10 protein-coding genes are annotated in these 12,932 nt (G+C 59.8%); 9 read left to right on the top strand and 1 reads right to left on the bottom strand.

Annotated elements, in window-relative coordinates; translation table 11 throughout:
• The first annotated feature begins 74 nt into the window (after window positions 1-74).
• From Q8W67_RS07425 to Q8W67_RS07390, 8 genes are all read left to right on the top strand, one after another.
• A complete protein-coding gene (locus Q8W67_RS07425) occupies window positions 75-275 on the top strand; it encodes a heavy-metal-associated domain-containing protein (protein ID WP_305543031.1) in 201 nt (66 codons plus the stop codon).
• Between the two features lie 90 nt (window positions 276-365).
• A complete protein-coding gene (locus tag Q8W67_RS07420) occupies window positions 366-776 on the top strand; it encodes a hypothetical protein (protein WP_305543030.1) in 411 nt (136 codons plus the stop codon).
• 83 nt (window positions 777-859) lie between these two features.
• Window positions 860-1,264, top strand: coding sequence for a FixH family protein (locus Q8W67_RS07415; protein ID WP_305543029.1), 405 nt, complete (start codon window positions 860-862; stop codon window positions 1,262-1,264).
• Window positions 1,261-2,868, top strand: a complete 1,608-nt coding sequence (locus Q8W67_RS07410; RefSeq protein WP_305543028.1) for an efflux RND transporter periplasmic adaptor subunit — start codon at window positions 1,261-1,263, stop codon at window positions 2,866-2,868. Before Q8W67_RS07415 ends, Q8W67_RS07410 begins: the two co-directional genes overlap by 4 nt.
• On the top strand, window positions 2,865-6,038 hold the full coding sequence (locus Q8W67_RS07405; protein ID WP_305543026.1) for an efflux RND transporter permease subunit: 3,174 nt from the start codon (window positions 2,865-2,867) through the stop codon (window positions 6,036-6,038). Before Q8W67_RS07410 ends, Q8W67_RS07405 begins: the two co-directional genes overlap by 4 nt.
• 1,142 nt (window positions 6,039-7,180) lie before the next feature.
• Window positions 7,181-9,574 (top strand): DEAD/DEAH box helicase, encoded by a 2,394-nt coding sequence (locus Q8W67_RS07400; protein ID WP_305543025.1) that lies wholly within the window; start codon window positions 7,181-7,183, stop codon window positions 9,572-9,574.
• Between the two features lie 1,892 nt (window positions 9,575-11,466).
• Window positions 11,467-11,694, top strand: a complete 228-nt coding sequence (locus tag Q8W67_RS07395; RefSeq protein WP_305543024.1) for a hypothetical protein — start codon at window positions 11,467-11,469, stop codon at window positions 11,692-11,694.
• Between the two features lie 303 nt (window positions 11,695-11,997).
• Window positions 11,998-12,375 carry a hypothetical protein gene (locus Q8W67_RS07390; RefSeq protein ID WP_305543021.1) on the top strand — a complete coding sequence of 126 codons (378 nt, stop codon included), beginning with the start codon at window positions 11,998-12,000 and terminating at the stop codon, window positions 12,373-12,375.
• Here the strand turns inward: Q8W67_RS07390 and Q8W67_RS07385 are convergent.
• The gene (locus tag Q8W67_RS07385) at window positions 12,365-12,625 is read right to left on the bottom strand and encodes an ADP-ribosylglycohydrolase family protein (protein WP_305543553.1); all 261 of its coding nucleotides are present in this window, start codon (window positions 12,623-12,625) and stop codon (window positions 12,365-12,367) included. The genes Q8W67_RS07390 and Q8W67_RS07385 overlap by 11 nt on opposite strands.
• A 97-nt stretch (window positions 12,626-12,722) precedes the next feature.
• Here Q8W67_RS07385 and Q8W67_RS07380 point away from each other — a divergent pair.
• Window positions 12,723-12,932, top strand: a 210-nt coding sequence (locus Q8W67_RS07380) for a transposase (protein WP_305543018.1), incomplete at its 3' end; no start/stop codon positions are given.

Raw genomic sequence — 12,932 nt, 5'->3', positions numbered from 1 at the left:
ACGCACCCCTGCACCCTTGACCTTACCATGATGGGAAGCCCCATCTGCGGGGGACACCATCAAGGGAGAGCATCATGTACCGCTTCACGGTGTCGAAGATGAGCTGCGGCGGCTGCGCCAAGTCGGTGACCCGCGCCGTCCAGGGCGTCGAGCCAAACGCTCGGGTCGGTGTTGACCTGGAGACCAAGCTCGTGACGGTGTCCGGCAGCGCGGAGCCTGCCGACCGGATCGCTCAGGCCATCCGCGACGCCGGCTACCCGGCCGAACAAGCCTGACGGGGGCGTGCAACCAACCTCGCAATCCAGCAATTCGAAATGGGGCGGGATGGACTTTCGTCCCCTCCCGGAATTTGGCATCCTGAATTCGTGACCCTCTGGCTCGCCCTACGGCGACTGTTACCGCTCCTGGCGGTCCTCAGCTTCGCCCTGACACCGGTCGCCGCTCCCGCGGCGACCGCGGGCATGCATGCCTCCGCGGCGCCGTCGGTGCACGCCCATCACCACGCCATGTCCGACATGGACATGACCATGAGCGTCGATGGAAGCAGCATGGCCATGGATGACATGCCCTGCTGCCCGCACGAGAGGGTCTCCAAGCCAGATTGCGGCAAGGGTTGCCCGCTGATGGCGCTTTGCCTCGCCTCCGTCGCCTCGCTCCTGCCTGCGTCGGTGACCGTTCCAGTGCCGGGCGCGACCCGGACATCGCCGACTTGGCCCACCGCAGCGGCCCTCGGCAGTCTGCGCAGCCCCCCGCTACCCGAGCCTCCCCGAGCCTGAATCGATGACGCCGGCGCCCCAAGCGCCGGCACGGTGAAGCGCGCCAGCGCTGTCCTTCCCATCGAGTTCAGGAGACGAAACCCGTGACCAGCAATCCACTTGCGCGCGCCTCCGCGGCCGCGATGCTCGGCGCTGCCTTGTCGAATCCGGTCCTGCCGGCCCACGCCGACGTCAAGGACTACCAGTTCCAGCTCGTCCAGCAGGAGGCGAAGGTCGGAGATGCGGTCCTCGCTGTCCGCCTCGTCGACAAACGCACCGGCAAGGCGGTGACCGACGCCGTGATCTTCGCCAAGCGCCTCGACATGGCCCCCGACGCCATGGAGGAGATGGCCACCAAGGTCGAGCAGGTCCCTTCGACCGAACCTGGCATCTACCGCTTCAAGGCCCATCTCGGGATGCAGGGCCGCTGGCGCCTGTCGCTGGCCGCGAAGGTCCAGGGCGAGACCGGCACGGTCGAGGACAAGCTGATCGTCCAGGCCGCGAAATGAGCCGGTCCGCATGGCTCGCCGGAGCCCTCGCCGCGCTCACGGCCGGGGGAGCCGGGTATTGGGTCGGGCACGACGGCCCCGCGGTGTCGGTTCTCGCCGGCCGGGTGGCCTCCGGCCTGCCGGCCGCGCTCGTGGAGCGGGCGCGTGACGGGTTCGCGCACCTGCTGCCCTCCGCTGATGGGCCGGTGCCGGCGAGAGTCGCCGCTCCGTCAGGCCCGGTCGTCTACTACCGGGACCCGAGCGGGAAGCCGGTCTACTCGCTCTCGCCGATGGTCACGGAGGATGGATGGGAATTCCAGGCCGTCCATGCCGGCGAGGACGTCCGCTTCGACGGCGAGGCCGCCGAGGGCGAGGCCATGCCCGCAGACAGGCCGGGTCACGAGATGGCCGGTCATGACATGGCCGGAAACGGCCTGAGCGAGGGCGGCCGGGGGGGCGTTGGCAGGGGAGGCGACGGCACGGCTGCCCGGTTGCCCGAGCCCGCCTCCGGCGAGCGGCGCATCCTGTACTACCGCAATCCCATGGGTCTGCCGGACACGGCGCCGGCGCCCAAGAAGGACTCCATGGGGATGGACTACATCCCCGTCTACGAAGGTGAGGGCGAGGATGGGAACACCGTCACCATCTCGCCCGGCAAGGTCCAGCGCACCGGGGTACGCACCGAGAAGGTCGAGCGTCGCGTCGTCGGACGCACCGTGCGGGTGCCTGGCACCGTCACCCTCGACGAGCGGCGCGTCACCGTGGTGGCGACCCGCTCGGACGCCTACGTCGACCACGTCGAGAACGTCACGACCGGCGACCGCGTCCGCAAGGGTCAGCCGCTGGTCTACGTCTACTCGCCCGAGATCAACGCCGCCGCCGCCCAGCTCATCGCCAACCCCGGCTTCGACGGCGCGCGGCGCCGGCTGCAGAACCTGAACGTCTCCGAGGCGGTCATCGACGAGATGGAGCGCACCCGGAAGGTCCCGATGGCCATCACCTGGTCCTCGCCGCGGGACGGTGTGGTCCTGCAGCGCGCGGTCGTCGAGGGCATGAAGGCCGCGGCCGGCGACACCCTGTTCCGGATCGGCGACATCTCGACCCTATGGGTGCTGGCCGACGTGCCCGAGCGCGACCTCGGCAGCGTGGGGGTCGGGCAGCCCGCGGTCCTGCGGGTGCGCTCCCTGCCTCGTCGGACCTTCTCGGCCAAGGTCGCGGTCATCTACCCGCAGGTGAACCCGGAGACCCGTGCCACGCGGGTGCGCATCGAGGTGGCGAACCCGGACGGCGCCCTGCTGCCGGACATGTACGCCGACGTCGAGATCGCGACGGCGCAGCCGACTCCCGTGGTCGCCGTGCCGGACGACGCGGTCATCGACACCGGCGAGCGCCAGGTGGTGCTGCTCGACCGCGGCGGAGGCCGCTTCGAGCCGCGCACCGTCAGGGTCGGCGTCCAGGGCGAGGGCTACACCGAGATCCGCGAAGGCGTGACCGCCGGCGACACGGTGGTGACGGCGGCGAATTTCCTCATCGACGCCGAGAGTAACCTGAAGGCGGCGCTCCAGGGCATGGCCGCCCCGAAGGCCGACGAGCGACAGGCCTTCAGCGCGGGGGCGACGCCATGATCGCGCGCCTCATCGGCTGGTCCGCCCGGAACCTCGTCCTGGTGTTCGTCGGGACCGCGCTCGCCGTGGCTGCCGGAGGCTTGGCGCTGCGCACGCTGCCCCTCGACGCCATCCCCGACCTCTCGGACGTACAGGCCATCGTCTACACCGAGTATCCGGGCCAGGCGCCACAGGTCGTCGAGGACCAGGTCACCTACCCGCTCACCACCGCCATGCTGACGGTGCCGAAGGCCAAGGTGGTGCGGGGCTACTCCTTCTTCGGGGTCTCTTTCGTCTACGTCATCTTCGAGGACGGCACCGACCCGTACTGGGGGCGCTCCCGGGTGCTGGAGTATCTCAACGGCGCGGCGAACCGCCTACCGGCCGGGGTGACGCCGACCCTCGGACCGGACGCGACGGGCGTGGGCTGGGTCTACCAGTACGTCGTCGTCGCCAAGGAACGGACGCTGGCCGAGCTCCGCTCGATCCAGGACTGGGTTGTTCGCTTCGGCGCCTCGCGCGCCGAGGGGGTGGCCGAGGTCGCGGGCGTCGGCGGCTTCGTGAAGCAGTACAACGTGGTGGTCGAACCGAACCGGCTGCGGGCGCAGGGCATCTCCCTCAACAAGCTGCGCGACGCCATCCGAGCGAGCAACGCCGACGTCGGCGGCCGCACCGTCGAGCTGTCTGAATTCGAGTTCATGGTCCGTGGCCGCGGCTACCTGCGGAGCGTGGCCGACATCGAGAACATCGTCCTGAAGACCTCCGGCGGCACGCCGCTGCGGGTCCGCGATGTGGCTCGGGTCGAGCTTGGGCCAGACGAGCGCCGCGGCATCACAGAGATGAACGGCGAGGGCGAGGTCGCCGGCGGCATCGTCCTGCAGCGCTTCGGCGCCAATGCGCTGACCGTGATCGAGGGCGTGAAGGCGAAGCTCGCCGAGGTAGCGAAGAGCCTGCCGGCCGGTACCGAGATCCTGCCGGTCTACGACCGTTCGCAGCTCATCGACGCGGCGATCGAGACCTTACGGCACACGCTGGCCGAGGAGAGCGTCGTGGTCTCCCTGGTCTGCGTCGTGTTCCTGCTGCACGTGCGCAGCGCCCTCGTGGCCATCCTGATGCTGCCGGTCGGCATCCTCATGGCGCTGGCCGCCATGCGCGGCCTCGGGCTCGGGGCCAACATCATGTCGCTCGGCGGCATCGCCATCGCGGTCGGCGCCATGGTGGACGCCGCCATCGTAATGATCGAGAACGCCCACAAGCACCTGGAGCGGGCGCCGTCGGGCAAGCCGCGGGTCGAGGTCCTGGTCGAGGCGGCGGCCGAGGTCGGCCCCTCGCTGTTCTTCTCGCTCCTGGTCATCACGGTCTCGTTCCTGCCGATCTTCACCCTGGAAAGCCAGGAGGGCCGGCTGTTCGGGCCGCTGGCCTACACCAAGACCTTCGCCATGGCGGCGGCGGCGCTCCTGTCGGTGACGCTGGTGCCCGCCCTGATGGTGCTGTTCGTGCGCGGGCGGATCATCCCCGAGCACCGCAACCCGCTGAACCGGCTCCTCATCTGGGTCTACCGGCCGCTCATCGCCGGCGTGCTGCGCGCCCGGATCCTCACCGTCCTGCTCGCTCTGGGCGTGCTGGCGGCGACCGCGTGGCCGGCCCGCCAACTCGGATCGGAGTTCATGCCGGACCTGAACGAGGGGACGCTCCTCTACATGCCGACGACGCTGCCGGGCATCTCGGTGACCAAGGCGGGCGAGCTGCTGGCGACCCAGGACCGGATCATCAAGTCCTTCCCGGAGGTGGCCTCGGTCTACGGCAAGGCGGGCCGCGCCAACACGGCGACCGATCCGGCGCCAATCGAGATGTTCGAGACTGTGATCGCCCTGAAGCCGCAGGCGGAGTGGCGCCCGGACGTGACGCTGGCGAGCCTCAAGGCGGAGATGGACAAGGCGCTGCAATTCCCGGGCGTGTCGAACGCCTGGACGCAGCCGATCCGCGCCCGCATCGACATGCTCTCGACCGGCATCCGCACCCCGGTCGGCGTGAAGGTGCTCGGCACCGACCTCAAGGAGATGGAAGGGGTCGCCCGCCAGGTCGAGGCGGTGCTCCGGAACGTGGCCGGCACGTCCAGCGCCTACGCCGAGCGGGTCATCGGCGGCTATTTCCTCGATATCACGCCGGACCGGGAGGCGCTCGGACGCTACGGGCTGACCGTCGGCGACGTGCAGGACGTCGTCGCCTCGGCGCTCGGCGGCCAGGCCGTCACCAACACCGTCGAGGGCCGGGAGCGATATACCGTGAACATCCGCTACCCGCGGGCATATCGCTCGAATCCGCGGGCCATCGCGGACGAGGTCCAGGTGCCGCTGCCGGGCGGCGGCACGGTGCCGCTGCGCGAGGTCGCCAAGGTCGACCTGACCCGAGGCCCGACCTCGATCCGCACCGAGAACGGCCAGCTCGCGGTCTACATCTTCGTCGACATTTCGGGGCGGGATCTCGGCGGCTACGTGGCCGAGGCGCGCAGGGCCGTCACCGACGCGGTGAAGCTGCCGCAGGGCACGACCCTGCAGTGGAGTGGGCAGTACGAGTACCTGGAGCGGGCCGAGGCGCGCCTGCAGGTCGTGGTGCCGCTGACGTTGCTCGTCGTGTTCCTGCTCCTCTACCTCAACTTCCGGCGGCTGACCGAGACTCTCATCGTCATGCTGTCGCTGCCGTTCGCCCTCGTGGGGGGCGTCTGGCTGCTCTGGTGGATGGACTTCAACCTGTCGGTCGCGGTGGCGGTCGGCTTCATCGCGCTGGCCGGCGTTGCCGCCGAGACGGGCGTGATCATGCTGGTCTATCTCGACCACGCCCTCGACGAGGTGCGGGTCGCGTGCGCCCGCGAAGGGCGTTCTCTGACCCGCGCGGACCTCGGCGGGGCCATCATGGTCGGGGCGGTCGAGCGGGTGCGCCCGAAGATGATGACCGTCACCGCCATCATGGCCGGCCTCGTCCCGATCCTCTGGAGCACGGGGGCGGGCTCCGAGGTCATGCAGCGCATCGCGGTGCCGATGATCGGCGGGATGGTGTCCTCGACCGTGCTGACCCTCGTCGTCATCCCCGCCGTCTACGGGCTCGTGAAGGGGTGGGGACTGCCGCCAGCCAGCGCGGTGCCGGCGACCGATGCCTCCGAACGTCCCGCCTACCGCGAAGCGGCGGAGTAGCCAGGCCTCCGGATCGTTAGCGGCTCGGCAGAGCCCTCGATCCTGCGAAAGGAACGGTCACGAGGCACGCGTCACAGGGACATCCCCCGGATGCTCCAAGCCGGCGAGGCATACCGGACGCGTGGCGGAACCGACGCCGCGTGGATCGGCCGGGCCGTCCCGCAGGGGCTACGCCGGAAGAGGAGATCGAAGCGGCGGCTGCCGAGGGGCGTCAGCGCTTCTTGGCAGCTGGCGCGGCGTAGCGCGGCATTCCCGTCGCGTGTTCCCGCAGTGGTTCCACGGCCGCAATACGTTACCGCCGGCTTTCGCTAGCCCAGCGCTAAGTCTTTGCTCTTTTAGGATAAAGATGGTGCTGCGAGAGAGGATTGAACTCTGGCATTTCCACTTATACGAGATATCAAAGGACAACAATGGCACCGTATTGTGTAAGAGTCCTGTGCAATCGTCAACGGGACCTAGGGGTATCGTTTGCTGAAAAAAATGCGACGCAAATGCCATTTCTTTTAAAGTAATCCATCAATGGACTTTAGTATCGAAACCAATGATTTCAAGTAATAATAACCGATATCACGCACGCAATGAAGAATGATCGAAATGTAACATTTGATACAATACAACCAACGTATCTCACACCGGCACGGAAGCTGCAGGAAAACTTGCGCGACTGTCTGCTCCATTTAAATAACTGTGATATGCGGTGAGATGGCGCATTTGGGTTGTCTCGCCGCAATCTACGGTTGGATCAAGGCTAAGAGCGTATAACAGTTGTTGAGAGGCGAGGTCAGAACAGGTCTAGTTTCCGTCTGACACTGAAAATGAAAACAAAAACGGATTACAAATATGCAACAACGGTAATATGTTAACAACAGCGTATTGACAAAAACGGTTTCCACTGTATAATCACAGTGTGACGAAAGAAATATTGTGTGTTTGTCATTTATTGCTTTATAATCTGACTATTGCAACTCGGTGAAAAGTCGTGTATAAATCGTATCATAGTTTCTGATCTAAGAGACTATGTAATCTGTGGTGTGACAGTGATTTCTGTTGCGCCAGTTCCGATCAACCCACATTCCCGTTAGATATGACCGCCTTCAAACGGGCGGTATTTTCACGCGTTTTTATAGGTAACTAACTTTCACATGCAGAATATATTGACTAGCGAGGCTCCAATAGGGTCCGGCAAAACGAGAACTATTGCCAAAACAGTAATAAGAGAGATTGATGATGGAGCAACATTCATCGTCATCCAGCCTACAAGAGAAGTCATAAGCCAAACAGCCGCTCAAGTTCGCTTGCTAGACCCGAATATAAATATCGAGATAATAAACAGCGATACTTGGCCCGGAAAGGTCGTTTATCGTCTCTCTGAGCATTTAAAACAGCCTCTAGACAGACCACATCTCATTCTTACTACCGCATCAGCTTTTGAAAACCTTCCATTCCTTGTCAAACCCGAGCGATACCATCTGGTTTGCGACGAGATACCTAAAGGTTTCAAGTCTCACAGCGAACAGATCCCGTGTAACCATAATCGCCTGACGGATGCCATCACGGTAGATCCACAAGGCTCATCATACGGCGAGATTCATGTTCGCGATCGATCTACGCTGAGAACTATTGCCGAGAACAGGAGAGGTGATGCGATCGATGCCATCCTTCAACCGTTCGCCAGGAGCATATTGAACAAGAACTACCGCACATTCGTCAATCTAGAACAATACGAAGCATTGCGGAGGGGCGACGTTGATGAACCTTTCCTCCGAATGTTCTCTCTCTTACGGCCTGAAACGTTCGCAGGCTTCCAAACAGTTAGGATGTTGGGAGCACGGGCGCATGAAACACTGCTATTCCGATGGTTTAAACGATGCGGAGTTCGATTTGAAGACGATGAGGAAATCTTGTCGCAGCTCCGGTATCGAGAACATACAAACGGGGACCTAATCGATTTTTACTATGGATCGGAGACAAACTGGTCCCTCTATGCACAAGAACAAGACCAAAACATACGGGATGTCATAACTAATGCTGCGATCGAACTTTTATCTGGGAAAAGTTTCTGTTGGCTCGATAACAAAGATTTCGAAGATGATAGTCCATTTGGGAGCGTGGCGGGAACTCACAAACTTCCACACGCATCTCATGGACGAAACGATTTTCAGCATCATGACAATGTCGTTGTATTAACAGCATTCAATCCAAACCCACATGATGCGCGATTTTTTGAAGATTTTACTGGAATAAGCTGGAATGAACAGAAGATAGCACATGATTACCACAACACGTATCAGACGATCGGCCGCATATCGATCCGCGATCCAAATAACAGTAATAGAAAGATCGTGGTTCTGCCTGACCGGCAGAATGCCGAGTGGCAGTCACGGCTCTTTCCAGGGTCTCGGGTTCATTCGTTAAATGTAGACTATAGAACGAAAAACAAGCCAGGACCGAAACAGAAACATGCCAACGCAAACGAACGGAAAAGAGCCAGTAGAGAGAAGTTACAACATGAACAGGAACAACTGGTTGAGAAGTATGATTTGGGCAGTCAACGCATCTTGGAAGCCGGATACCACATGTCTTGTCACGAAATCTCTTATTCATATATAAGGGAAAACGTGACAACATATCAAGGGTCTATAGTCAATAACAAGTTCGAAGGTATGTCATTTCCACTAACTATGAACAACGAGGATTTCGGCAAATATCTGAACGGATTGCACAGAATGTCCATTGCAGGCAAAGACAGTAACAACCTCATTATGCCTGCTCTATGTGTTCCGGTCCAAGAAATCGACACACAGAGGGCTGAAGAGAACGCATTATATGGACGTCACGTCTATCTTGATATCGAGAATGGAAAACTGACTCATCTCAAACTCAGCCGCATATTCCCCAATCAAGAAATGATCGTCTATAGTTCATACAACCATACGCCCGATTTACCAAGATATAGGGTTGTATTTCTGACCGACGACGTGATGAGGCCAACAGTTTATAAGTTCCTATGGCATCAGATCGTCCAAAGAATCGAGAACTCTGGATTCTATGACGCAAAGAGTAACCGACCGAAGGGCGAGCGCAAGCTTCACGGTATCGACAACAAGCCTAATATCGTCAATGCCTTTTACCTACCTTGCCAACCAAAAGAGGGAAAGGGATTCTATTATCATTATATCAAGAATAGAAAGCCTTTAAACGTTCAAACCTGGATCGAAAACGCCATTCCGACCAGATTTGACGTCGACACAGGACCAGGTGCAATAACAGTAAATGAAGTAGCAGCACAGCTTCGGGATCACAACCAGATTATCGATGCCGCGATGAACCGATATCGCCAAGTCATCAACTCTTATAATATCGAAACAGGGAAGCTCGGTGGGAGTAACGATGCCCTCTTCGTTCTCGACCAAACCCTCAAAAGGGCGAATGTAGACCTATGGGAGCGAGAGATAACACTTACACAAGCGGCAAATGAAAGTCGCTCCCCACAAGACCGACTCAGAGACAAGGACAGATACATGAAACGCCGCTAGAAATGTTTTACATTTAACATCAGATAACAAGTGGGCGGACAAATATTTCAGATCATACATAGGACTATTTTGGTCCGCCTATATTTTTTTAAATCCAAATAAAGGCACGAAGAAAATGTTTAATGATGACAACGATTATATCTTCAAGGATTTTCTTTCTGCGCACGGTGGGACAAGTAGCGATAATAGCTATGTTCTGCGTAAGATGTTGCTTCGGGGTATAGATGAAGCACACTACCAGGCTCTGATTAGTGAAGGTGACAAGGCCCATTTTTATAAGATCTTGTCATTCGAACTTGAAGACCTCTTGAATAGACTTAGCAGCATGATTGGCGGCGATGGTAGAGTCCTCACAGAACACCGTATGACTATGATGCGCGCGATCAAGTCCTGTCAATGTCTCCTAGCTATTTATCAAACCGAGACCAATGCGGACTATAATAACTTGGAAGTATATCTGACTGATGATCTTTGCGAGAAGTGCCGAGAAGAACTTAAAGCGGCCTAAACCATCGGGGAGGGCACCTCTTATGGGGTGCCCTTTTCCTTTCCCTGGTATGCCATCGTCTCCTCAGCCTCACAACAGTTATGGAAACCGTCAGTCTCGGCGACTTTTTGGAAATGGTCACGCTTCAATCGCGGTGAGCCTCATTCGCCCTAAACCCACGTTGCGATGTAGTTTTTGCAGCAGCGAGCCTTGGTTTTTTCAGTGACTCCTATCGGGGTTAGGCGCACTCTCAGCACCAAAACGGGAGGTTGCCATGAGTTTGATAACTCCGGGACGCAATCCATTTTTCAATGACACCAAAGGGACTCTGATCGCTAGCGCAGTAATCTTGACAGTTCTAGGATGCTTACTGCTCGGCTTGTTCTGAGGGTTTCGGCCCTGGACCGCAGGATCGTCGGTAGCAACGACGAACGGTCACGAACGATGCGGAAACGCCAGTGACGCATCCACAACGGCCGGTGGGAGCGTCGCCTTGAACTCAGCTACCGTGGAACAGCTAGACGCCTTGGGTGCTGGTATGATCGGTAAGAGGATTATCGAGTTGCGCCCCTACACGTCGCCTGATGAACTCTAACGCGACGTGTCCTCAAGCGTGCCGATTATGATGCCATCAGGAACTCAATCACCGTCCGATAGCCATCCCCATGGGCGAGCGAGGGCCTGCCTGATGTCCGATAAGCCGGCCCCTCGCAGATGACGGGGATGATTCAAACGCTCTGTCCGGCAGCAGTGAACAGGCGTCAAGCGATGGGCGTTGATCCGAGGGTCACTCACCAGAAGTGATCGTGGAACGCCTTAGGGAGTCTGTCATGAGGAAGATCGCTTTGATCGCGGCTGTCGGCTTGTTGTCGATGGGAACGGGCAGTTGGGCAGCCGAAAACTCTGGAACTGCTGGCGGATCTGGGAACACGCCTCGTATGCAGGGGTCGCCTAACGCCGCAGGCTTCGGGAAGGCTGAGACCACAGGCACTGCCGGTTCTCAGACGCCCGACAACACAGCAAGCCAAGACGGGAAGATGAAAGGTCCTCCGAACGCGGCAGGTTTCAAGAAAGATACCTCCGGCGCCCCCTCAGGACGTTAAGCTTAAAGGGCAGGGTGGTAGAATATTGGCCGCCCTGCCATTCTAGGGTCAAAATCTAGTCTGCTTGATCCTGAGAAGGCTCGTATACGACCCTGGTGCATGGAGGTCTGCCAATAAGAAATGGAGCGGCTCGCGTCCCCTTCATCGTTCCCGGCTGATTGATCCAACGCAAAGACCCTTTCGTATCTTTGGCCCAGCGTCGCCACGCTGTCATTCGGGGTGACAGCCGCTACCGCTGGCGTCTCGGTCGACTTTCCTCCCCCGGGGGGCCGGCGGTAGCGTCAACTGCCGAGGCCAGCAGCATGTCAGACGACAAGGGCGATCTACCCACCCCGCCGCCGTCGTTCATACCCCTGCGGTATACGATCGTCCTGCTCAACGAGCACGGCGAGTGGATCGATATTGGATCAATCTACGCCGTCGACGACGCCGAAGCTTTGGCCGCCTCCAAGATCCTGGCAGCGGGCCAATCCTTTGAAGTCTGGCTCGGCTTCCATTGCCTCGGCAGCTTCTCGGGCACGGAGCACTAGGGTCTGAACCCTATCATCTTGAACGTTCGAGCGGCAGCTTTCCACCCCAAACGCTCTTTATGTGGTCAGCTTGATTGGGTTCAGACCCTAGGCTTTTCCTTCGGTGATAGTGAAAGTCATTGGGGAACAGCGTCGGTTCATTTTTTCAATCGCCGACACGACGATTCTGTGCTACATTTTTGAATGCATGCTCACACTGTCATGGTCAGCCTTAAGAACGGTTCACCGGACCTTTCTGGGGATCCCTTGTCTGTCCTCCCTCCCGCTCTCATCCAGTGCGAGGAACTATGGAAAGATCGGGGAATGCGAACATCGTGGCTTCAGGATCAGTGGGCCTTCGTCAGGCGTGCTATCGAACCCTTGCTCTACGCCTGGATCGAACCGGAGCCTGAGCATTACGAGAGCGGCTTGCTGAACTCGAGAGGCGCGATCCAGGCTCAAGTTATCGAGTTGTCGTCCGTGAGCTTCGAGAATGGTCCGATCCCCATCATCTCGGCCTATGCGCAGTTTGAAATGACGTTCGACCGGGTGTTCGCATCTACGGCCGAGTTCTATGAATGGCAGGATCAGACAGACTGGCTTGATTGGGCCCTCTGCTTCGGCTTCCGCTTCGAAGATGGCGGTGAATGGGAGGCAACTTACGATCACTCGGGCATAGATTTCGAAATCGTCACGGCTTGATGCTTGCTCCGAATAGCTGTTCTGCAACTTCGGCCAAGCGTGCGTTCCAGGCTAACCGCTTGAACCATTCTTCAGGGATAGCCGATACGCCATAAGCCGCTCCTGCAATCTGCCCGGTCACTGCGCCTACAGTATCAGCATCGTCCGCGAGATTGACCGCCAGGAGGACCGCATCCCGGAAGCTGGTCGTTTCGCTCACCGCCCACAGTGCTGCTTCGAGCGTGTGGATGACGTAGCCTGAGGAACGGATATCGTAAGCGCTGTCTGGGCGGCACCTTCCGGCAGGCGGTGTGAAGGCGACATACGGAGCGGAATGGGAGCTCCGTCACATGTCGATGTCAGGGCGTATGGCTATGTCGGAGCCGATCCGGCGCCTGGAGCTGTTCACCGGGGCCGGCCGGCGGCGGACGTGGTCGGATGAGGAAAAGGCCGCCATCGTCGTCGAGAGTGATGGGCCGGGCACCTCGATCAGCGCGGTGGCACGCCGACACGGACTGAGCGCCTCGCAACTGTTCACGTGGCGGCGCCTGGCGCGTCAGGCTGGGAGGCACGACGAC

The organism is Methylobacterium sp. NEAU K (assembly GCF_030700285.1).
Taxonomy (GTDB): Bacteria; Pseudomonadota; Alphaproteobacteria; order Rhizobiales; family Beijerinckiaceae; genus Methylobacterium.
This window is presented reverse-complemented; position numbering and strand designations above follow the sequence as displayed.

Bases quoted from the DNA above. Each gene is read 5' to 3' on its own strand.
- Q8W67_RS07390 (WP_305543021.1), top strand. From the start codon at position 11,998: ATGCGAACATCGTGGCTTCAGGATCAGTGGGCCTTCGTCAGGCGTGCT.
- Q8W67_RS07400 (WP_305543025.1), top strand. From the start codon at position 7,181: ATGCAGAATATATTGACTAGCGAGGCTCCAATAGGGTCCGGCAAAACG.
- Q8W67_RS07425 (WP_305543031.1), top strand. From the start codon at position 75: ATGTACCGCTTCACGGTGTCGAAGATGAGCTGCGGCGGCTGCGCCAAG.
- Q8W67_RS07405 (WP_305543026.1), top strand. From the start codon at position 2,865: ATGATCGCGCGCCTCATCGGCTGGTCCGCCCGGAACCTCGTCCTGGTG.
- Q8W67_RS07410 (WP_305543028.1), top strand. From the start codon at position 1,261: ATGAGCCGGTCCGCATGGCTCGCCGGAGCCCTCGCCGCGCTCACGGCC.
- Q8W67_RS07395 (WP_305543024.1), top strand. From the start codon at position 11,467: ATGTCAGACGACAAGGGCGATCTACCCACCCCGCCGCCGTCGTTCATA.